This is a genomic window from Streptomyces sp. NPDC055506 (assembly GCF_053643595.1).
Map to the genome: position 1 here is coordinate 1 of NZ_JBSHKH010000038.1, position 19,780 is coordinate 19,780.

At 70.9% G+C, this 19,780-nt stretch carries 18 protein-coding genes and 1 tRNA gene; 13 read left to right on the forward strand and 6 right to left on the reverse strand.

Annotation, left to right across the window (positions count from 1 at the left end; all coding sequences use genetic code 11):
* Window positions 1-20: 20 nt before the first annotated feature.
* Window positions 21-611 (reverse strand): 5-formyltetrahydrofolate cyclo-ligase, encoded by a 591-nt coding sequence (locus ACWIF2_RS16865; protein ID WP_454361214.1) that lies wholly within the window; start codon window positions 609-611, stop codon window positions 21-23.
* 132 nt (window positions 612-743) lie between these two features.
* On the opposite strand from ACWIF2_RS16865, the gene galU reads away from it, so the two are divergent.
* The 7 genes from galU (at window position 744) to ACWIF2_RS16900 (ending at window position 6,249) form a co-directional block, all read left to right on the forward strand.
* The gene (gene galU, locus ACWIF2_RS16870; protein WP_454361161.1) at window positions 744-1,646 is read left to right on the forward strand and encodes a UTP--glucose-1-phosphate uridylyltransferase GalU; all 903 of its coding nucleotides are present in this window, start codon (window positions 744-746) and stop codon (window positions 1,644-1,646) included.
* A 4-nt stretch (window positions 1,647-1,650) separates the two neighbouring features.
* Window positions 1,651-2,991 (forward strand): molybdotransferase-like divisome protein Glp, encoded by a 1,341-nt coding sequence (glp, locus tag ACWIF2_RS16875; protein ID WP_454361162.1) that lies wholly within the window; start codon window positions 1,651-1,653, stop codon window positions 2,989-2,991.
* 59 nt (window positions 2,992-3,050) lie between these two features.
* Window positions 3,051-3,560: a cyclic pyranopterin monophosphate synthase MoaC gene (gene moaC / locus ACWIF2_RS16880; protein WP_189726848.1), complete on the forward strand. Its 510-nt coding sequence runs from the start codon at window positions 3,051-3,053 to the stop codon at window positions 3,558-3,560.
* Window positions 3,557-4,057 carry a MogA/MoaB family molybdenum cofactor biosynthesis protein gene (locus ACWIF2_RS16885; protein ID WP_454361163.1) on the forward strand — a complete coding sequence of 167 codons (501 nt, stop codon included), beginning with the start codon at window positions 3,557-3,559 and terminating at the stop codon, window positions 4,055-4,057. Before moaC ends, ACWIF2_RS16885 begins: the two co-directional genes overlap by 4 nt.
* Before the next feature lie 23 nt (window positions 4,058-4,080).
* A complete protein-coding gene (locus ACWIF2_RS16890) occupies window positions 4,081-4,701 on the forward strand; it encodes a GNAT family N-acetyltransferase (RefSeq protein WP_454361215.1) in 621 nt (206 codons plus the stop codon).
* A gap of 172 nt (window positions 4,702-4,873) precedes the next feature.
* Window positions 4,874-6,094, forward strand: coding sequence for a divisome protein SepX/GlpR (gene sepX, locus ACWIF2_RS16895; protein ID WP_454361164.1), 1,221 nt, complete (start codon window positions 4,874-4,876; stop codon window positions 6,092-6,094).
* 81 nt (window positions 6,095-6,175) lie between these two features.
* A tRNA-Ala gene (locus ACWIF2_RS16900) sits at window positions 6,176-6,249 on the forward strand.
* Window positions 6,250-6,731: 482 nt separating this feature from the next.
* Here the strand turns inward: ACWIF2_RS16900 and ACWIF2_RS16905 are convergent.
* Both ACWIF2_RS16905 and ACWIF2_RS16910 read right to left on the reverse strand, forming a co-directional pair.
* Window positions 6,732-7,211 carry a hypothetical protein gene (locus ACWIF2_RS16905; RefSeq protein ID WP_454361165.1) on the reverse strand — a complete coding sequence of 160 codons (480 nt, stop codon included), beginning with the start codon at window positions 7,209-7,211 and terminating at the stop codon, window positions 6,732-6,734.
* Window positions 7,212-7,299: 88 nt separating this feature from the next.
* Window positions 7,300-9,504, reverse strand: a complete 2,205-nt coding sequence (locus ACWIF2_RS16910; RefSeq protein ID WP_454361166.1) for a hypothetical protein — start codon at window positions 9,502-9,504, stop codon at window positions 7,300-7,302.
* A 134-nt stretch (window positions 9,505-9,638) separates the two neighbouring features.
* Between ACWIF2_RS16910 and ACWIF2_RS16915 the strand changes: the two genes are divergently transcribed.
* Window positions 9,639-10,559 (forward strand): hypothetical protein, encoded by a 921-nt coding sequence (locus ACWIF2_RS16915; protein WP_454361167.1) that lies wholly within the window; start codon window positions 9,639-9,641, stop codon window positions 10,557-10,559.
* 52 nt (window positions 10,560-10,611) lie between these two features.
* Here ACWIF2_RS16915 and ACWIF2_RS16920 read toward each other — a convergent pair whose 3' ends face one another.
* Window positions 10,612-11,088, reverse strand: coding sequence for a GNAT family N-acetyltransferase (locus ACWIF2_RS16920; protein WP_454361168.1), 477 nt, complete (start codon window positions 11,086-11,088; stop codon window positions 10,612-10,614).
* Window positions 11,089-11,177: 89 nt separating this feature from the next.
* On the opposite strand from ACWIF2_RS16920, the gene ACWIF2_RS16925 reads away from it, so the two are divergent.
* Window positions 11,178-11,981, forward strand: coding sequence for an exodeoxyribonuclease III (locus ACWIF2_RS16925; protein ID WP_454361169.1), 804 nt, complete (start codon window positions 11,178-11,180; stop codon window positions 11,979-11,981).
* Between the two features lie 4 nt (window positions 11,982-11,985).
* On the opposite strand, the gene ACWIF2_RS16930 is transcribed toward ACWIF2_RS16925, so the two are convergent.
* Entirely contained in the window at window positions 11,986-12,630 is a 645-nt protein-coding gene (locus ACWIF2_RS16930) for a MerR family transcriptional regulator (RefSeq protein WP_454361170.1), read from the reverse strand.
* A 130-nt stretch (window positions 12,631-12,760) separates the two neighbouring features.
* On the opposite strand from ACWIF2_RS16930, the gene ACWIF2_RS16935 reads away from it, so the two are divergent.
* From ACWIF2_RS16935 to ACWIF2_RS16950, 4 genes are all read left to right on the forward strand, one after another.
* Window positions 12,761-14,281 (forward strand): flavin-containing monooxygenase, encoded by a 1,521-nt coding sequence (locus ACWIF2_RS16935; protein WP_454361171.1) that lies wholly within the window; start codon window positions 12,761-12,763, stop codon window positions 14,279-14,281.
* Entirely contained in the window at window positions 14,278-15,201 is a 924-nt protein-coding gene (locus ACWIF2_RS16940; protein WP_454361172.1) for an alpha/beta fold hydrolase, read from the forward strand. Before ACWIF2_RS16935 ends, ACWIF2_RS16940 begins: the two co-directional genes overlap by 4 nt.
* Window positions 15,198-16,082 (forward strand): SDR family oxidoreductase, encoded by an 885-nt coding sequence (locus ACWIF2_RS16945; protein ID WP_454361173.1) that lies wholly within the window; start codon window positions 15,198-15,200, stop codon window positions 16,080-16,082. Before ACWIF2_RS16940 ends, ACWIF2_RS16945 begins: the two co-directional genes overlap by 4 nt.
* Before the next feature lie 76 nt (window positions 16,083-16,158).
* Complete coding sequence (locus ACWIF2_RS16950) at window positions 16,159-16,362, forward strand: hypothetical protein (RefSeq protein ID WP_454361174.1); 204 nt, start codon at window positions 16,159-16,161, stop codon at window positions 16,360-16,362.
* Between the two features lie 55 nt (window positions 16,363-16,417).
* On the opposite strand, the gene ACWIF2_RS16955 is transcribed toward ACWIF2_RS16950, so the two are convergent.
* Window positions 16,418-19,648, reverse strand: a complete 3,231-nt coding sequence (locus ACWIF2_RS16955; RefSeq protein ID WP_454361175.1) for a S41 family peptidase — start codon at window positions 19,646-19,648, stop codon at window positions 16,418-16,420.
* Window positions 19,649-19,780 lie beyond the last annotated feature (132 nt).

Genomic DNA, 19,780 nt, shown 5'->3' on the forward strand with positions numbered 1-19,780 from the left:
CGTGGAGGGCCGTTCCCATGTCAGCCGGTCCGCTCCCCGAACCGTCGCACCCCCGAGGGAGTCACCACCGCGTGCACCGGCCGGTCGTGCGGCTCCGCCGGGACCCGCTCGATCACCTCGGAGTCGTACAGCAGCACCACCAGGGAAGGCCGGGCATCCGCCCGCTCCAGCCGCGCCAGGACGCGGTCGTAGGAGCCCCCGCCACGCCCGAGCCGCATCCCGCGCGTGTCGACCGCGAGCCCAGGCAGCAGCACGGCGTCGGCAGTGGTCACGGCGTCCGGTCCGAGGCGCTCGCCGGAGGGCTCCAAGAGCTCCATCCTGCCGCCGCCGTGCCGGACACGCGCGAGCGACTCCGCTCCTTCGTATACGCCCCAGTCCAGGTCGTTGTCGGCCATCAGGGCCGGAAGGAGGACGCGCACGCCCCGGGCGCGCAGCGTGTCCAGGAGCGCGAGCGTCCCCGGTTCACTCCCCACGGAGACGTACGCTGCGACCGTGCCGGCCCGCCCCAACTCCGGCAGCTCCAGCGCCCGCCCGGCCAGTGCTGCCGAGGTTTCCCGCAGGTCATCCGCCGTCAACCTGTTCCTCACCGAGAGGAGCTCTCGCCGCAACATCCGCTTGTCAGGCTCACCCGGACGTCCGATGTGACTCAAGGGTTGCTCCCGTACCGTTCTAATACACTCATATGAGCGCCTATGAACCGGAGTCGCAGATTCCGTCCAAAGGCACCGGATATGGTGGCGGGCATGACTCAGGCACACCCTCGGATCAGCAAGGCTGTCATTCCCGCAGCAGGCCTCGGCACCCGGTTCCTGCCGGCCACCAAAGCCACTCCCAAGGAGATGCTGCCGGTCGTCGACAAGCCGGCGATCCAGTACGTGGTCGAGGAGGCCGTCGGCGCGGGTCTCGACGACGTCCTCATGGTGACGGGCCGCAACAAGCGCCCCCTCGAGGACCACTTCGACCGCAACTACGAACTGGAGTCGGCGCTTCAGAAGAAGGGCGACGCCGGCCGCCTCGCCAAGGTCCAGGAGTCCAGCGACCTCGCGACCATGCACTACGTCCGCCAGGGCGACCCCAAGGGTCTCGGCCACGCCGTCCTGTGCGCCGCCCCGCACGTGGGCGAGGAGCCCTTCGCCGTCCTCCTCGGTGACGACCTCATCGACCCCCGCGACCCCCTGCTCCAGCGCATGGTCGAGGTCCAGGAGCAGCGCGGCGGCAGCGTCATCGCGCTCATGGAGGTCGCCCCCGAGCAGATCCACCTCTACGGCTGCGCGGCCGTAGAGACCACCGAGGACAGCGACGTCGTCAAGGTCGGCGGCCTCGTCGAGAAGCCCGACCCGTCCGACGCCCCGTCGAACTACGCGGTCATCGGCCGCTACGTCCTCGACCCGGCCATCTTCGGCATACTGCGCCGGACCGAGCCGGGCCGCGGCGGCGAGATCCAGCTCACGGACGCCCTGCAGCAGCTCGCGGCCGACGAGAAGATCGGCGGCCCGGTGCACGGCGTCGTCTTCAAGGGCCGCCGCTATGACACCGGCGACCGCGGCGACTACCTGCGTGCCATTGTCCGACTCGCATGCGAACGTGAAGACCTGGGCCCGGACTTCCGGACCTGGCTTCGCAGTTACGTAGCCGAGGAGATGTAACACGTTGAGCAGCGCCGCGTCCCGCACCCCGGTCCAGGACCACTCGGGCCCCGACCACCTCTGGTCGGTGGACGAGCACCTGGAGGACATCCTCACCACCGTCCGCCCCCTGGAACCCATCGAGCTGCAGCTGCTCGACGCCCAGGGCTGCGTCCTGGTCGAGGACATCACGGTGCCGGTGTCCCTGCCGCCGTTCGACAACAGCTCCATGGACGGCTACGCGGTACGGGTCGCGGACGTGGCGGGCGCGAGCGAGAAGTTCCCGGCGGCCCTGGAGGTCGTCGGGGACGTGGCGGCGGGCCAGGCCGACCTGCTCCACGTGGGCCCCGGCCAGGCGGCCCGCATCATGACCGGCGCCCCGCTGCCGCCCGGCGCCGAGACGGTCGTGCCCGTCGAGTGGACCGACGGCGGGCTCGGCGAGGGCCCGGTGCGCGGCATGCGCGCCCGCAGCCTCGGCCCCGAGGGCGCCTCCGGATCCGTGCAGGTGTACCGCCCGGCGGAGGCACGCGCGCATGTGCGCGCGCAGGGCAGCGACGTGAAGGCAGGCGACCGCGCCCTGCGGGCCGGCACCGTCCTCGGCCCGCCGCAGATCGGCCTGCTCGCCGCGATCGGCCGCGGCACGGTACGCGTCCGTCCGCGCCCGCGCGTGGTGGTGCTCTCCACCGGCAGCGAACTCGTCCAGCCCGACGAGAAACTGCGCACCGGTCAGATCTACGACTCCAACAGCTTCGCCCTCACCGCCGCCGCCCGCGACGCCGGCGCCATCGCCTACCGCGTGGGCGCCGTCGCCGACGACGCCGAGACCCTGCGCTCCACCATCGAGGACCAACTGGTCCGCGCCGACCTGATGGTCACCACGGGCGGTGTCAGCGTCGGGGCGTACGACGTCGTCAAGGAAGCCCTGTCCCACGTGGGCGACGAGGACGAGGCGGGCAGCGGCATCGAGTTCCGCAAGCTCGCCATGCAGCCCGGCAAGCCCCAGGGCTTCGGCTCCATCGGCCCCGACCACACCCCGCTGCTGGCCCTGCCCGGCAACCCGGTGTCGTCGTACGTCTCCTTCGAGCTGTTCGTCCGCCCCGCGATCCGCACCCTCATGGGACTGCGGGACGTCCACCGGCCGACGACCCGGGCCACCCTGGCCGCCGACAAGGCGCTGACCTCGCCGAAGGGCCGCCGCCAGTTCCTGCGGGCCACCTGCGCCGATGGCCGGGCGACCCCGGTCGGCGGCGCCGGATCCCATCTGGTCGCGGCCCTCGCCCACGCGGACGCGCTGATCGTCGTCCCCGAGGACACCGAGTCCGTCGAGCCCGACGCCGAGGTCGAGGTGGTCCTGCTCGGCCGATAGCCGCTGGTTGGGGGTACCGTGTCGCGCACAGCAGGCCCGGACCGGGAGCGCCACACAGCATGAGCACGCAGGATCCCCCTACGCAGGACACTCCTCCGCAGGACCGACTGACGCACATCGACGACGCCGGCGCCGCCCGCATGGTCGACGTGTCGGAGAAGGACGTGACCGCGCGCACCGCCCGCGCCAGCGGACGCGTCCTCGTCTCGCCCCGCGTGATCGAACTGCTGCGCGGCGAGGGCGTCCCCAAGGGCGACGCCCTCGCGACCGCGCGGATCGCCGGGATCATGGGCGCCAAACGCACCCCCGACCTGATCCCGCTCTGCCATCCCCTGTCGGTGTCCGGTGTGAAACTGGACCTGTCGGTCGCGGACGACGCCGTGGAGATCCTGGCCACCGTGAAGACCACGGACCGTACTGGGGTCGAGATGGAGGCCCTCACGGCGGTCTCCGTCGCCGCGCTCACCGTGATCGACATGGTCAAGGCGGTCGACAAGGGAGCGGTCATCACGGACGTACGGGTGGAAGAGAAGACGGGCGGTAAGTCGGGCGACTGGAGCCGGGCATGACGTATCGCGCTCTCGTCGTCACCGCCTCCAACCGGGCCGCCGCCGGGATCTACGAGGACAAGGGCGGCCCGCTGATCTCCGCCGGTCTGAAGGGCTTCGGCTTCGAGGTCGACGGCCCTCAGGTCGTCCCCGACGGCGACCCCGTCGAGGCGGCCCTGCGCGCCGGTGTGGAAACCGGCTACGACGTCATCGTCACCACCGGCGGTACGGGCATCTCGCCCACCGACCGCACCCCCGAGGCGACACGCCGGGTGATCGACCACGAGGTGCCGGGCATCGCCGAGGCCATCCGGGCGTACGGCCGGGAGAAGGTGCCGACCGCGGCGCTCTCCCGGGGCCTGGCCGGAGTGGCGGGGAGCACCCTGATCGTGAACCTGCCCGGCTCCAGCGGCGGGGTGAAGGACGGACTGGCCGTCCTGGAGCCGCTGCTGGTGCACGCCGTCGAGCAGCTCCGCGGCGGCGACCACCCCAGACCCGGCACGGGGGGTGCGAGCTGAACAGCGCATCCTGGCCCGTCGAGCTGGTGGACGGCGACATCGTCCTCCGGCCGATAAAGCTGCGCGACCAGCGGGCATGGCGCGAGGTCAACCGGCGCAACCGCGACTGGCTGCGCCCCTGGGAGGCGACCATTCCGCCGCCCGCGCCCGGCGGGCCGCTCGCGCACCGCCCGACCTTCCGCCAGATGGTGCGGCACCTGAGGTCGGAGGCGACCGCGGGCCGGATGCTGCCCTTCGTCATCGAGTACCAGGGGCGGCTGGTGGGGCAGTTGACGGTCGCCGGGATCACCTGGGGCTCGATGTGCTCGGGGCACATCGGCTACTGGGTGGACGAGTCGGTGGCGGGGCGCGGGGTGATGCCGACGGCGGTGGCGCTCGTCGTGGACCACTGTTTCCGCACCGTCGGACTGCACCGCATCGAGGTCTGCATTCGCCCCGAGAACGGGCCCAGCCGCCGGGTCGTGGAGAAACTCGGATTCCGTGAGGAGGGGCTCAGGCCCCGTTATCTGCACATCGACGGGGGCTGGCGCGACCATCTCGTGTTCGCCCTCACGACGGAAGAGGTGCCGGACGGGTTGCTGAGGCGCTGGCACCGGGCACGATCGCAGAGTAATCCGGGAATCCGGCATCGCCCCGGAAATTGAATATGTGTTCGAAAATGATCGGCCAGTGACCGTCTCAGGGCAATGAATTCCCGGCCTGGGCGGTCTGCTGATCGCATCGGTCACAAAAAAAGTTCGAAATATCAGCCAGATCGTGCGACACACCGGCTCAATTGGCAGATGGCCTCACGCAAACCCCTCTACGGTGTGAGACGTGAGCAGCAGCGGCCTCATCTACGCAGTCATTGTCGGGGCCTGGGCCGCCTACTTGGTGCCGATGTGGCTCCGTAGGCAGGACGAGCTGAACGAGGCCCGTCCGACGGAACGCTTCAGCACCGCCATCCGGCTGCTTTCCGGCCGGGCGGGGATGGAGCGCCGGTACGCCAAGGACCTGCGGGCGCGCTCCACCGAGGAGGGGGAGCAGGGCGCCGACGATCCGGATGCCGTCACCGACTCGGTGGACGTCCGGGCCTTCGCCGTGTCCAAAACGCGTCCGCAGACCCAGGCACCCGTACCGTCGCCCGCCTCGGAGCAGCCGGCCCGACCGGAGCATTCGGCCCGTCCGGCACCCGCGCCGAACGCGGCGTCCACGGCCCGTGGAGAGGCCCGCCGGGATGCCCGTGGAGAGGGCCGCGTGCCCGCCGCACGGCGCCGCCCGTCGCCGCAGGCCCAGGCGGCCGCAGCACGCGCCCGGCGCTCGAAGGTGCTCGCGCGCCGCCGGCGCACCACCACCATGCTGTTCCTCGCCTTCACCCTCGGCGCGATCGTCGCCGCGGTCGGAGGCCTCGCCTTCCTGTGGGCGCCCGGCGTGCCCGCGGTCATGCTCAGCGTGTACATCGCGTATCTGCGCACACAGGAGCGCCGCCGCTTCACGTACCAGATGGACCGCCGCCGGGCCGAGCTCGCGGCCCAGCGGCTGCGGGAGCGGCAGCGCCAGCCCGGCCGCCGCGCCGGCACCGACGTCGAGGCCGACGAACCGGAGGACGGACCCGAGCCGGTGACCGACCCCGGCCTGTCCGCCCTCGCGGCCGACCGGCGCGCACTCGTCGAGCAGACCGACCACGCCGAGTGGGTCGACCAGCAGCGCGAGCGGCAGCGGCGCCCCGGGCAGGGCGACAGCTGGGACCCGGTGCCGGTGCCCCTGCCGACCTACGTCACCGCGCCGGTCGCCCCCCGGGCCACCAGCGACGTCGACCTCGGGGCCCCCGACACGTGGAGCTCGGCACGCTCCAGCGCCGTCGCCCCGGACCTCCAGGACGACGCCGACGCCGCGGCCCCCGGCGAGCCGGAACCCCACGACGAGGAGCGGGCGGACGGCGACGGGCGCACGGACGCCCGTCGGGCGGCCTCCGCACGGCGGGCCCGGGAGCGCGGCCGAACCCCGCTGTTCGACCAGTACGAGGACGGGGACCGGCCTCGGGCCGCCAACGAGTAGCCCCGAACCCGCAGGTGACCGCCCCTGGGGAACGGATTTCCAAGCAGGCCGATCGGGGTGCTAAAGTTTCACTCGTTGCAAGGGCCTGTGGCGCAGTCCGGTAGCGCACCTCGTTCGCATCGAGGGGGCCAGGGGTTCAAATCCCCTCAGGTCCACGCAGCTCAGAGCCCCGGTCGGGATTCCCGACCGGGGCTCTGACATGTTGTGCGCCGTAAGCGCGAGTTGACGTCTCGACAGCGAGTGAATCGCCGGCGCAGTCGAAGTCACTCAGTGCGCTCGGATCAACGGTGGTCGGTTGCTCGTGGGTGCCCTGTGCCCGCGAAAGTGATCCAGCAGGTGTTCCGTAAGGCGTCCAGGAGGTACCAGACACGTCCTCCGCTGGTCACCTCGATCTGCCACTGTTCGCAGGTCTGCCCCCGGTGGAGGCCGTGTGCCAGGCTGCCCTTCAGCCGATGATGGCGCGGCGTTTCCACTGCCGGTCTGGGGTCGGTGCGCATCGCGATCCAGGCGCGATAGGTGTTCTCGCGTGCCTGCTGGGCAAGGCAATCCCACCCTTTGGCAGCGGCCGCATCCGCGAAGCGGACCTCCCAGTGGCCATCGGGTGCCGGAGGCGCCGCGCGGTCGCCGCGACCCGCGCTCACGCGGCATCCCGTGGATCTGGCACCGGACCGTGGTCCTCGGAGCGGTCCACGGTCAGCGCGGCCAGCAGTTCTGGATCCGAGTGAGCCTCCGCCGTGTGCTGCCAGGCGATGAGCATCTGGGCGACGGACGCGTTGTTGCCGACGGAGTCGGCGGCCCGCATGGTGTCGACCAGTTCGACCGCGAAGGCGTGGACGTCGGACTCGGGCAGGAAGCGAACCCAGGGGAAGGCGTCCGGCAGTATGTCCAGGAGCAACTCCATGCTTCCGGGCTCCCGTCTTGCCATCGCGGCCAGCATGCGGGTGGCAGCGGACACCACCGTCTGATCCTGCTCGGCCCGAGCCGCCGTGGTGAGGACAAGATCTTCTCCGTCCCGGCGGTGCAGCACCAGCCGAGGCGACTCCTTGAGCCGAGCGAGTGTCTGCTTGTTCTTGTTCACCAGCTCGGAAAAGTTCACTGCGGTGTTGTCGGTGGGCATAACTTTGAAACTACTTCGAAACTCGTTGGCTGTCATCACCCGCAAGAGGGACTCAGCCGTCTCCGCCCGTCGCCACAGGGGGACAGCCTCAGGGGGCTCGCATACTGTCCGCCGCGGCCAGGAACCAGTCCGCCGGACACAGATCCGGGTTACCGACGACCAGAACGGCCAGGCGCTCCAGAGCGCGGACGCTGCGTGCCGCGTGGTCGGCCCGGAGGGCTGCCACGGCATCGCACAGGGTCGCCGCCGCGATCTCGTCCTTGGAGCCACAGCGCCGGTAGGCGATGAGGGCCCTGCCGGCGGAGTTCTCGGCCTCCGTAGCTCGGCCCAGATGCCACAAGGTCCAAGCCTGATTGAAGGTGCACACGGCTTCAGGCAGGGACCAGCCGACTTCCCTGCTGCACTGCACCCCCGTGTCGAACGCGCTCAATGCCGGCGCCAGGTCGCCCATGCCCATTCTGGCGATGCCAAGGGTGTTCCATGAGAACCCGAGGGCCTCGGGAATCCCGGACTCGTCATACGCGGCAATCGAATCGTCGGCCGCGCGTGCTACGCGCGGCCAGTCATGCCTGGTCGCGTAGGCGCAGGCCAGTGCGTTGGCCTCACGGGCACGGACGATGGGCAAATCCGATCTGCCGGCCAGTTCGGATAATTCTGCAGATACCGCCAGGCCGAGATCCGGTCGATCGGCGTAACTGTGCGCCAGGCTCAGGCAGAGCAGGGCGTGCGCGTGTTCCTCCACCATGCCCAGTTCCGAGGCGATGTCGGCAGAACGCCTGAGCCGCTGCACGGCGTCCGCGGAGCGTCCTTCGAAGCGGTCCATGTCCCCGAGTAGGAACAGGATGCGTTGTAGACAGGCCGAGTCTTGTGGCGCACGGGCCAGTGACGCGGCCTCCTCCAGCAGTTGGATCGAAGCGCTCAGTGGTCCGATCGCGAACTGGGCATGTCCTCGAGCGACCAGATACGCAAGCCGCGCCTGCCGTCCCGTCAGTTGTCCCGCCAGGCCGGTGCAGATCGACAGTACGGCATTGGCCGAGCCCTGCCAGACCAGGAAGTCGGCGAACCGGTCGAGCAGTAGGGCCGCCTCGTCGTAGTCCTCGGCCAGCATGCGGTGCGTCAGCTCCCGTCGCTGCGGAGATACGTCCTGCGGAGTCCGCCACTCCTCCCGGGGTTTGGCGGACCGGGCGTGCCAGTCTGCGGCGCGACGATGGAGACGCCGGGCCAGGAGGGGGGCACGCCTGGTGAGGTCGGCGCGTGCGATATCGGTGTCCATGGGAAGCAGGGAGTACGTGCGGTCCTCGCGGTTCGCCCTGGCCAGGAAGCCCCGAGTCAGCCGCCGAAGTGCGCTGTTCACCTGGATTCCGGGTGCCAAGGGCTTGAGTGCCCACTCCACAGCCGCGAGCGGTACCGGCGTGCCGAAGACCGCCAGCACGTCCATGACCAGTTTGTGGTGCTCGTTGAGGTCGCGATAGCGGCGCTGCGCCAGTTCGTCCACCAAGCCGGAGATGGCTGTGGTGTCCCCCAGCCATTCGCGCAGCGAGCGCATACTGGCGTCGTCCTGGAGAGCTCCGGCGATGAGTTCCAGCCCCCTGGGCACGCCGTAGACCCGCCCGGCTGTCTCCGCCAGCAGTTCCTCGTCTGCGTCTCGGATGCCGCTCTGGCCATCGCCGTCCAGTTCCCGCAGCAGCGCGATCGCGTCAGGACGTGGCAGTCCGTCGTCCAGGACGATGCGCCGCTCGGCCCGGGAGTACCGGGCCGGGAGGGCGAGTGGCACTTGGCTGGTGATCAGCAGACGGGGTGAACTCTCGTGACTGAGCAGTGCTTGCACCATCTCCGTCAGCTCCGGCTCCCGGAACATGTCTTCGTCGTCCAGCAGTTCCTCCAAGTTGTCCAGAAGGACCAGGACTTGCAGGTGAGCCATCGCGTCGAAGAGCTCGCATGCCTTGTCGGCCGGACGCCGCCGGCTTCCCCACATGCGGTGCAGCCGTTCGGTCTCCTGCTGATCGAGCAGACGCAGGCAGTCAAAGAAGATCTGCTCAAAGGTGATCCCCGTGGTCCGCTCGCCGAAGAAGATCACCGCGTCCGGTGGTTCAGTCCGCTCCCCGTCGGGCCACGCACCCTCGGCAAGGCTTCGCGCAGCACGCACGGCCAGCAGGCTCTTGCCGATGCCGCGCCGACCCAGCAAGCTGATGATCCGGACCGGGGGTTCGGCGAATAACGCACGAATGCGCTGCAGCTCGCCCGTCCGGTCCTTGAACGAGTGGATGCCGAATGCCGGGCGCTCGTTCAGCATGCGAGCCACTCTGGGCCGGCTGGAGCCGTTCGGTCGCGACATCCCGTCTCCCCCGCAGGCGGAGGGCTACTGTGACCCACCCCACACTGTCAGCATAGGTATGAATCGGGGAGTTGGGGGAGCGCGGGGGGAACATGCGCCATCAGCACTGGGTGATCTGGCTGGCCACAGGTCTGGGCGCGGGTATGGTGGCCGGCGGTTGGATGATGGATGGTCTGGCCTATGTGCCGGGCTTTCTGCTGGAGATCGGCGTCACGTTGCTCCTGTTGGTCCCGATCGCCCTGCTCGAGCAACGGCTGCGACAGACGGAGCGGCAGACCCGGGAACTCAACGAAGGGCTGCGCCGAGTCGACCAGCAGGTGCGCCGGACGGCGGAGGAAGTGCACCGATTGGGGCAGGCGTCGGTCGACGGGGGCTTCAGTGAGCGTGAGACCACGCTGGCCGCGGCAGACAGCCGACGGGACCAGTCGTCGATCCGGCGGGCCTTGGAGCAGGCCCATGAGATGGGCGCGGTCTCCGCTGAGGGAGTGCGTGTGCGCCCAGCGGGGCTCGATGACGCCCGATTACGTTTCCGTCCGGCGCGCGACCTGCAGAACGCCGTCGTCGTTCGGGTGGAGGCGGAGTTGGGTGAAGAGACGGTGGCGTCCAGCTGGGAGCCATGGAGGCCGGGCGAGAACGCGCGACGGCTGTGCCGACGGCTCAACGCCCTCGCGGTCGGGCTCGGTGCAGGAGGCCCTGGGATGCAGCACCTGCCCTTCGAGGAATTGGTGACGCTGCTTCGCCTCGCTGTCACTTCGCACACCGGCGACGGACGAGATCTGGGAGCCGTCATCGAACTGGCCCACGAGGAATGGGTTGTCAGCGACGACGGCTTGTACGGCCGCCCCTGGCCCTACCGAGTTCCGCGTGCTCTCATCGTCGGAGATTCTGCCGGTGAGGTCGCGCAGTACTGTGTCCGGAACGCCCCCTTGGCCGACCCCGCCCACCTGGCTGACGCACTGGCGGTCGCGCGTGTCGCCTACCGCGCGGGCCCCGGCGCAGTTCCGCCCCCATGAGAGCGGCCTTCAGGCGCTCGCGCAGTGTGGTCCCGGGCGGCGTATGGCGGTCTCAAAGGCTCTTCGCGAAGCAGCGGCTCGACTCGTAGTGGCGGTAGTAGCCGAACTTCCCGCACGGCTCGTAGCCGCTCGATGTGTACAGGGCTATGGCCTCCGGCTGCTTCGTGCCGGTCTCCAGGACCATGCGGGTCCGGCCCGCCGCGCGGGCGTCCTCCTCCAGGGCGGCCAGGATGCGGCGCGCCAGGCCCCGGCCGCGCATGCCGTCGACCACGTACATGCGCTTGATCTCGGCGTCGCCGTCCAGGTTGCCCTCGTCGTTCGCGTCCTGGGTACGCCAGCCGCCCGAGGCGACGGGGGAGTCGTGCTCGTCGTACGCGATCAGGTAGGTGCCGTTCGGCGGTGCGAAATCCGAGGCGGCCATGACCGTGGCGTCGCCCCCGTCGCCGTAGCGGACGTGGTATTCGGCCTGGACCTGGTCGCTGAGCTTCGTGGCGTCGGGGTGGTCGAAGGGGACCCGGCGTATATGCATGCTGAGTACCGTATGTCAGCTCTTGTGTCGCGAGGGAGTGGGTTCGGTCCGGAACTGGACCTCGTCCAGTGTGCAGGTATCGTGCCGGGGTGCTCACTGTGACCTCTGTGAATGTGAATGGGCTGCGGGCCGCCGCGAAGAAGGGCTTCGTGGAGTGGTTGGCGGCGACCGACGCCGATGTGCTGTGCCTGCAGGAGGTGCGTGCCGAGCCGGGGCAGCTGCCCGAGCAGGTGCGGGCGCCCGAGGGGTGGCATGTGACCCACGCGCCGGCCGCCGCCAAGGGGCGGGCCGGGGTGTCCCTCTACAGCCGCCGCGAGCCAGACCGGGTCCAGGTCGGGTTCGGGTCGGAGGAGTTCGACGGCAGCGGTCGGTACGTGGAGGCCGACCTCCCGGGCGTCACCGTCGCCTCGCTGTATCTGCCCTCCGGTGAGGTCGGCACCGAGCGGCAGGACGAGAAGGTGCGCTTCATGCGCGAGTTCCTCGCCCATCTGAAAGGGCTGAGGGAGCGGGCCGCCGCCGAGGGCCGCGAGGTCCTGGTCTGCGGCGACTGGAACATCGCCCACCAGGAGGCCGACCTCAAGAACTGGCGGGGGAACCGGAAGAACTCCGGGTTCCTGCCCGAGGAGCGGGAGTGGCTCACCCAGGTCTTCGACGCGGCGGACGGGGGGTACGTCGATGTCGTACGAGCCCTGCACCCGGACACCGAGGGGCCGTACTCGTGGTGGTCATACCGTGGGCGGGCCTTCGATAACGACACAGGTTGGCGGATCGACTACCACGTCGCCACGCCCGGGCTCGCCGGGCGGGCCGTCAAGGGGTTCGTGGAACGGGCCGCCACGCATGAGGAGCGGTGGTCCGATCACGCGCCCGTGACCGTGGTGTACGAGAGGTAGCTGCTCAGGGCCTGCGCATACGGCGGTCCAGGGCCAGGGAGAGTTCTGCCTCCACCACGCTGCGCGCCAGCGGGCGCAGGCGCGGCAGGTCGGTCGCGGAGGCGTGGCGTAGGACCAGGTTGGTGAAGAGTTCGGCCAGGGCGTCGGCGTGGGTGCGGACCTGTTTGGCCGCGGCGAGGACTTCGGCGAGGGGGATGCCCTCGTGGACCAGAGCCGAGGAGACGTCCAGGAGGCGGCGGCTGATGTGGACGATCTCGTCGCCGTCGGTGCCGAGGTAGCCGAGCTCCATCGCGGCGGCGAGGTTCTCGGGCGTGGTCTCGCCGGCGAAGTGGTCGGCGAGTTCCTCGGGGGTGAGGTGGACCGGCTCCTCCTCGGTGGGGGCGCCCCCGACGCCGAGCAGGTCACCGACGTCCCGGCCGTTGTCGAAGGCCTCCGCGAGTTCCGCGATGCCGCTGAGGGTGTGGCCGCGTTCCAGCAGGGCCGTGATCGTGCGCAGCCGGGCCAGGTGGTGGTCGTCGTACCAGGCGATGCGGCCTTCCCGGCGGGGTGGCGGGATCAGTTTGCGTTCGCGGTAGAAGCGCAGGGTGCGCACCGTGATCCCGGCCAGGCGGGCCAGCTCTTCCATGCGGTATTCACGCTTCTCGGCCACCTGGGCACCTTAAGGCGTACCAGGGGTAACTTCCTCGTTCCGCCCCCTACCCATCAGTACGCCGCTGCCCTACGCTCCCATTGCGCCAGTGTTCACTGGCATGGTTCTCGTGGTGTGTGGAGGTGTCGGCATGGGCGAACGCGAACACGAACGCGAGCATGTGCGGGTCGCGGTGGTCGGGTCCGGGTTCGGCGGGCTGGGGGCCGCCGTGCGGCTGCGCCGCGAGGGCGTCACCGACTTCGTCGTCCTGGAGCGGGCGAGCAGCGTCGGCGGCACCTGGCGGGACAACAGCTACCCGGGGTGCCGGTGTGACGTGCCCTCGCATCTGTACTCGTTCTCCTTCGCGCCCAACCCCGAATGGCCGCGCACCTTCTCCGGGCAGGAGCACATCCGCGCCTATCTGGAGCACGTCACGGACGTGTTCCGGCTGCGTCCGCACCTCCGCTTCGACTCGGAGGTGAAGCGGATGACCTGGAACGCCGAGCGGCTGTGCTGGGACATCGAGACCAGCAGCGGGAACCTGTCGGCGGACCTGGTGGTGTCGGCGACCGGGCCGTTGTCCGATCCGAAGGTGCCGGAGATCCCGGGGCTGGAGTCCTTCCCCGGCAAGGTCTTCCACTCGGCCCGCTGGGACCACGACTACGACCTCACCGGCAAGCGCGTCGCGATGGTGGGGACCGGGGCCTCGGCCGCCCAGATCGTGCCGGCCGTGCAGCCCGAGGTCTCGCGCCTGACCCTGTTCCAGCGGACCCCGCCGTGGGTCATGCCCCGTGTCGACCGGAACATCAGCGGCACCGAGCGGTGGCTGCACCGGCAGCTGCCCTTCACCTCGCAGCTCAGGCGCGGACTGCTGTGGGGCATCCGGGAGTTGCAGGTGCAGGCGTTCACCAAGCACCCGAAGCAGCTCGGCCTCGTCGAGGACCTGGCCCGGCGCAACATGGCCCGCTCCATCAAGGACCCGGCCCTGCGGGCGAAGCTCACCCCGGACTACCGCATCGGCTGCAAGCGGATCCTGCTGTCCAGCGACTACTACCCGGCGCTCGCGCAGCCCAATGTGGACGTGGTCGCGAGCGGGCTGGCCGAGGTCCGCGGATCGACCCTGGTCGCCGCCGACGGCAGTGAGGCCGAGGTGGACGCGATCGTCTTCGGCACCGGGTTCCACGTCACCGACATGCCCATCGCGGACCGGGTCGTGGGCGCCGACGGGCGGACCCTCGCGGAGACCTGGAAGGGCGGCATGGAGGCCCTGCGCGGCGCCTCCGCCGCCGGGTTCCCCAACTGGATGACGATCATCGGGCCCAACACCGGCCTCGGGAACTCCTCGATGATCCTCATGATCGAGTCCCAGCTGAACTACCTGGCCGACTACGTCCGCCAGCTCGACGTCCTCGGCGGCCGGGTCGCTCTCGACGCCCGCCCGGCCGCCGTACAGGCCTGGAACCACCGGGTGCAGGAGCGTATGAAGCGCACGGTGTGGAACACCGGCGGCTGCACCAGCTGGTACCTCGACGCGAGTGGCCGCAACACCACCATCTGGCCCGGCACGACGGGCGAGTTCCGGCGGGCGACGCGTCGGGTCGACCTCGCCGAGTACGACGTCCTGCGCGTTCCCGTGCGGGCGGAGGCCGAGAAGGCGGAGGTGGACGCGTGAGCCGCCTCCTGCGCGTCGACTCCGGCCCCTACGCCCCGCCCGCCCCCGCGCGCGAACTGACCGCGGTGTCCGCCGACGGTGCCCGGCTGCACGTGGAGGTCCACGGCCCCGACGGCGCCCCGGCCGTCGTACTCGCCCACGGCTGGACCTGCTCCACCGCCTTCTGGGCGGCGCAGATCCGCGAACTGGCCGTCGACCACCGGGTCATCGCCTACGACCAGCGCGGCCACGGGCGCAGCCCCGCGAGCCCCGCGTGCAGCGCCGAAGCGCTCGCCGACGACCTGGAGGCGGTGCTCGAAGCCACCCTGGCGCCCGGCGAACAGGCCGTGATCGCCGGGCACTCCATGGGCGGCATGACCGTCATGGCGGCCTCCGCCAGGCCCGCCTTCCGCGCGCACGCGGCCGCCGTCCTGCTGTGCAGCACCGGCAGTTCGCAGCTGGTCGCCGCCTCCACCGTCGTGCCGATCCGGGCCGGGCGGCTGCGCACCTGGCTGACGCGGCGCATTCTCGGCTCCCGGGCGCCGCTCGGCCCGGTCACACCGCTGGCCCGGCGGATCCTCAAGTACGGCACGATGGGCGCCGGTTCGGCAGCGCACATGGTCGAGGCGTGTGCCCGTATCGTGCACGCCTGTCCCCGCAAGGTCCGCCACTCCTGGTCGCAGGTCCTGGACCTGCTCGACCTCGACCACGGCGTACGGGAACTGCGGGTGCCCACGGCCGTCGTGGTCGGTACGGCGGACCGGCTGACGCCGCCGGTGCAGGCCCGGGCCCTGGCCGCCGCGCTGCCGCAGTGCACCGGGCTCACCGAGCTGCCCGGCATCGGCCACATGACACCCGTCGAGGCGCCGGGGCTGGTCGGCGGGCGCATACGGGAACTCGTCCACACACACGTCCAGGTCGTATCCGAGGAGAGCGCATGAGCAGGGTGAGCCTCGAGGGGAAGGTCGCCGTGGTGACCGGGGCGGCGCGCGGCGTCGGGGAGTTGCTGGCCCGCAAGCTCTCCGCGCGCGGCGTGAAGGTGGCGCTGGTCGGTCTGGAGCCGGACGCGCTCAAGCAGGTCTCCGGGCGGCTGCACAGCGACAGCGACCACTGGCACGCCGATGTCACCGACCACGAGGCGATGTCCCGGGTCGCGAGCGAGGTCAAGGAGCGCTTCGGGCGGGTCGACATCGTGGTCGCCAACGCCGGTGTCGCCACCGGTGGTCCCTTCGCCGGCTCCGATCCGGAGTCCTGGCGGCGGGTGATCGAGGTCAACCTGATCGGCTCGGCGGTGACCGGCCGCGCCTTCCTGCCGTCGCTGCTGGAGAGCCGGGGGTATCTGCTCCAGATCGCGTCCCTCGCCGCGATCACCCCGGCGCCGATGATGACCGCGTACTGCGCGTCCAAGTCCGGTGTGGAGGCGTACGCGCACAGCCTGCGCGCCGAGGTCGGGCACCGGGGCGTGAAGGTCGGCGTCGGGTATCTGTCGTGGACCGACACCGACATGGTGCGCGGGGCCGACCAGGACGACGTCATGCGGGAGTTGAGGCAGCGGCTGCCCTGGCCGTCCAACAAGACCTACCCGCTGGGTCCTGCCGTGGACCGGCTGGTGGCCGGGATCGAGAACCGGTCGAGCCATGTGTACGGGCAGTGGTGGCTGCGCGGCATGCAGGGCGTGCGCGGCTATCTGCCCGGGGTCATCGGGACGGTGGGACAGCGCGAGATGCGGCGGTTCGCGGACCGGCTGACGGGCCTGCGCACGGGCCTCGTCGGGGCGGGCGGAGCGGCCGACGAACAGCACAGGACTACGCTCCGTAAGTGATCGACATGCGCAGGGTCACGACCCGTGTGAATCTGATCGAGCCAGATCCCCTCACCCCCAACGGGAGTGAACCCACATGGGTATGAAGGACCAGTTCCAGGAGAAGTCCGAGCAGTGGCAGAACCAGGCCCGTCAGAAGGCCGACCAGGCCCGCGAGCAGATGCAGGGCCGCGGTCGCCGTCGCGACGAGGACATCGACTCGCCGCAGCACCCGCAGCGTGACCGTGACCAGCGGGAGCGCGAGCAGGAGGACCGCTTCGACCAGGACTACGACGCCTGACGACGCGTGCTGAACGGAAGGGGTGCCTCGCGCGGGGCACCCCTTCCCCGCGTTCTCAGGCCCGGGGCGGCAGCTTCGGGCGGGAGCGGTCCGGTACGTCGCTGTAGGTCGGCGGTTTCGCGGCCGGGTCGGTCTCCAGCAGCCCGAGGGCCAGCTCCACCGCGTCGGTCAGCTGGGCGTGGCGGCCCTCCGCCCAGTCCAGCGGGGTGCGCAGGACGTCGATGTCGGGGGCGACGCCCTTGTTCTCCACCGACCAGCCGTACGCGTCGAACCAGGCCGCGTTCATCGGCACCGTGATCACCGTGCCGTCCCCCAGCTCATGGCGTCCGGTCATGCCGACGACACCGCCCCAGGTGCGCTGCCCCACCACCGGCCCCAGCTTCAGCAGTTTGAACGCGGCGGTGATCATGTCGCCGTCGGAGGAGGTCGCCTCGTCCGCCAGGGCCACCACCGGGCCCCTCGGCGCGTTGGAGAGGTACGACACGGGCTGGGCGTCGCGGGTCAGGTCCCAGCCCAGGATCGTGCGGCTCAGCGTCTCGATGACCAGCTCGCTGATGTGGCCTCCGGCGTTGCCGCGCACGTCCACGATCAGCGCCGGGCGGGACACCTCCATGCGCAGATCGCGGTTGAACTGCGCCCAGCCCGAACCGCCCATGTCCGGGATGTGTAGATAGCCGCAGCGTCCGCCGCTCAACTCCCGTACCACTGCCCGGCGTTTGGCCACCCAGTCCTGGTAGCGCAGCGGCCGCTCGTCCACCAGCGGGACGACTGCGACGCGCCGGGGCGGGCCCGCGCTCTCGGCCGGCAGGAAGGTCAGCTCCACCGTCGTACCGCCCGCGCCCGCCAGCAGCGGATAGGGGCCCGCGTCCGGATCGACCGGGCGGCCGTCGACGTGGGTGAGGACCGCGCCCTCCCGGATGCCCGTGCCGGCCAGCGGGGAGCGGGCCTTGGAGTCGGAGGAGTCGCCGGCCAGGATCCGCAGAACCGTCCAGCCGCCGTCCCGGCGTACGAAGTTGGCGCCGAGCAGGCCCTGTCTGCGCTGGTAGTGCGGCGGGCCCTCGTTGCGCCGGGCGGCGGACACATACGCGTGGGAGGTGCCCAGCTCGCCGAGCACCTCGCGCAGCAGGTCCGCGAACTCGTCCGGGGAGGCGACCCGTTCGACCAGCGGCCGGTACTGCTCCAGCACCCCGGCCCAGTCGATGCCGCACATGCCCGGCTCCCAGAAGTAGGCCCGGATCAGCCGCCCGGCCTCCTCGTACGCCTGCCGCCACTCCGCCGCCGGGTCGACCACGTGCAGGATGCGGCGCGCGTCGATCCACACCGTCGAGTCGGCGTCGCCCGACTCGACGGCCGGCACCGCGCGCAGCTCGCCCTCGTCGACCACGACCAGCCGGCTGCCGTCGCCGCTCACCGCGAACCAGTCGAGGTGGTCGACGAGTTCGGACTTCTTGGCCTTGGTGATGCCGAAGTGCTCCAGGGTCGGCCGGCCGCTGGTGTCGTCCGGGTTGGCGAACGTCTCGCCCAGCGCGCCCGAGATCGGCCAGCGCAGCCAGACCAGCCCGCCGCCCGCGACCGGGTGCAGCGCCGAGTATTTGGAGGCGGTCACCGGGAAGGGCGTGACCCGGCTCTCCAGCCCCTCGGCCTCGACGATCACCGCCCCGCCCTCCCCGTTCTCGTCGTCCTCCACCGGGTCGAGACCCCCGGCGGCCGGGCGGCCCTCCGGGTTCACCGCGAACGGGGAGGGCGTCGCGGAGGACAGCGGCACGAGGTACGGGCGGCAGCCCAGCGGGAAGGACAGGTCGCCGGTGTGCACGTCGTAGACGGGGTCGAAGCCGCGCCAGGACAGGAAGGCGAGGTAGCGGCCGTCGCGTGTGAACACCGGGTTCTCGTCCTCGAAGCGGCCGTTGGTGACGTCGATGACGACACCCCCCTCGATCCTGGCCATCTTGATCTGCCGCAGGGTCCGCCCGATGCCGGGATGCGACCAGGTCAGCCACGCCCCGTCCGGGGAGAACGCCAGGTCCCGGACGGGTCCGTTGATCGACCGGATCAGCTCGGTGACCTCGCCGTCCGAGTCCTCGGTCACGTCCACGAGCAGCAGCCGCCCGTCGTGCGAGGCGACGGCGAGCCGCTCGCCCTCCGGGTCGGAGACCAGCTCGCGCACCCGGCCCAGCGCGCCCGAGGCGAGCCGCCGCGGCTCGCGGGCGCCGGACGCCCGGGGCAGTGAGGCGATCTCGATCGCGTCCTCGCCCTCCGCGTCCGTCACATACGCCACCCGCCCGCTCGCGCCGAGCATCTCGGGCATTCGCACCCGGACGCCCGGGGTGTCGGTGAGGGTGCGGGCGGGCCCGTCGCGGTGGGTGAGCCAGTACAGGCTGCCGCGTACGACGACGGCACTGGCCCGGCCGGTCTCGTCGACCGAGATCCCGTCGATGTGCTGGGCCGCCGCCACCTGGTACGGGCGCCGCCCCGGGCGCGGCCCGCTCAGCCGTACCTCCAGCAGCCGCGGCTCGGAGTCCGGTGACAGGTCGTCGACCAGCCACAGATCGCCCGCGCACTGGTACACCACCCGGGTGCCGTCACTGGAGGCGTGCCGGGCGTAGAAGGCGTCGTGGTCGGTGTGCCGGCGCAGGTCGGAGCCGTCGTAGGCGCACGAGTAGAGGTTGCCGACGCCTTCGTGGTCGGAGAGGAAGGCGATCCGGCCGCCGACGAACATGGGGGAGTGCAGATGGCCGTCGAGGCCGGCCAGCAGCCGTTCGCCGTGCAGCCACAGCCGGCCCGTGGCGCCGCCCCGGTAGCGCTTCCAGGAGGCGGGTTCGTGCGGCGGGGTGCCGGTGAGGAGCAGGCTCTTGCGTTCGCCGTCCAGGTCCGCGACCTGGATGTCGGAGACCGGCCCCCAGGGCAGTTTGCGGCCCGGGGCGCCGTCGAGGGGGACCTTGTAGCCCCAGGTGAAGAAGGAGAAGGGCTCGCCGTGTGAGGCCACGGCCAGGATCTCGCCCTCCGGGGTCCAGCCGCAGACCCGGGTGTCGGCGCTGCCCCAGTGGGTCAGCCTGCGGCCGGGGCCGCCGTCGACCGGGACGAGATGGACCTCGGGCACCAGGGTGCGCCAGCTCGTGTACGCGAGGTGGCGGCCGTCGGGCGAGAAGCGGGGGTGACCCGCCTTGGTGCGGTCGACGGTGATCCGCCAGGCGCGGCCCGGGGCGTCGAGCGGGGCGAGCCAGAGGTCGTCCTCGGCCACGAAGCACAGCAGGTCGTCATGGAGGTGCGGCAGACGCAGATAGCTCACCTCCCCATGCTTTGCCCGGGGGCGGACCGCAGCAAGTTATGACAAACAGGCCGCCGTGACGCAGCACACGTACGAAACGGTTTCGTTTCCATAGAGGCTGCGCTACATTCGCCATGTACGAAACCGTGTCGT

What these genes read in the sequence shown, in the direction of transcription:
- ACWIF2_RS16935 (WP_454361171.1), top strand. Translation starts at nt 12,761, where the DNA reads ATGGGCGAACGCGAACACGAACGCGAGCATGTGCGGGTCGCGGTGGTC.
- moaC (WP_189726848.1), top strand. Translation starts at nt 3,051, where the DNA reads ATGAGCACGCAGGATCCCCCTACGCAGGACACTCCTCCGCAGGACCGA.
- ACWIF2_RS16950 (WP_454361174.1), top strand. Translation starts at nt 16,159, where the DNA reads ATGGGTATGAAGGACCAGTTCCAGGAGAAGTCCGAGCAGTGGCAGAAC.
- galU (WP_454361161.1), top strand. Translation starts at nt 744, where the DNA reads ATGACTCAGGCACACCCTCGGATCAGCAAGGCTGTCATTCCCGCAGCA.
- ACWIF2_RS16885 (WP_454361163.1), top strand. Translation starts at nt 3,557, where the DNA reads ATGACGTATCGCGCTCTCGTCGTCACCGCCTCCAACCGGGCCGCCGCC.
- ACWIF2_RS16915 (WP_454361167.1), top strand. Translation starts at nt 9,639, where the DNA reads ATGCGCCATCAGCACTGGGTGATCTGGCTGGCCACAGGTCTGGGCGCG.
- ACWIF2_RS16905 (WP_454361165.1), bottom strand. Translation starts at nt 7,211, where the DNA reads ATGCCCACCGACAACACCGCAGTGAACTTTTCCGAGCTGGTGAACAAG.
- ACWIF2_RS16865 (WP_454361214.1), bottom strand. Translation starts at nt 611, where the DNA reads ATGTTGCGGCGAGAGCTCCTCTCGGTGAGGAACAGGTTGACGGCGGAT.
- ACWIF2_RS16920 (WP_454361168.1), bottom strand. Translation starts at nt 11,088, where the DNA reads ATGCATATACGCCGGGTCCCCTTCGACCACCCCGACGCCACGAAGCTC.
- ACWIF2_RS16945 (WP_454361173.1), top strand. Translation starts at nt 15,198, where the DNA reads ATGAGCAGGGTGAGCCTCGAGGGGAAGGTCGCCGTGGTGACCGGGGCG.
- ACWIF2_RS16910 (WP_454361166.1), bottom strand. Translation starts at nt 9,504, where the DNA reads ATGCTGAACGAGCGCCCGGCATTCGGCATCCACTCGTTCAAGGACCGG.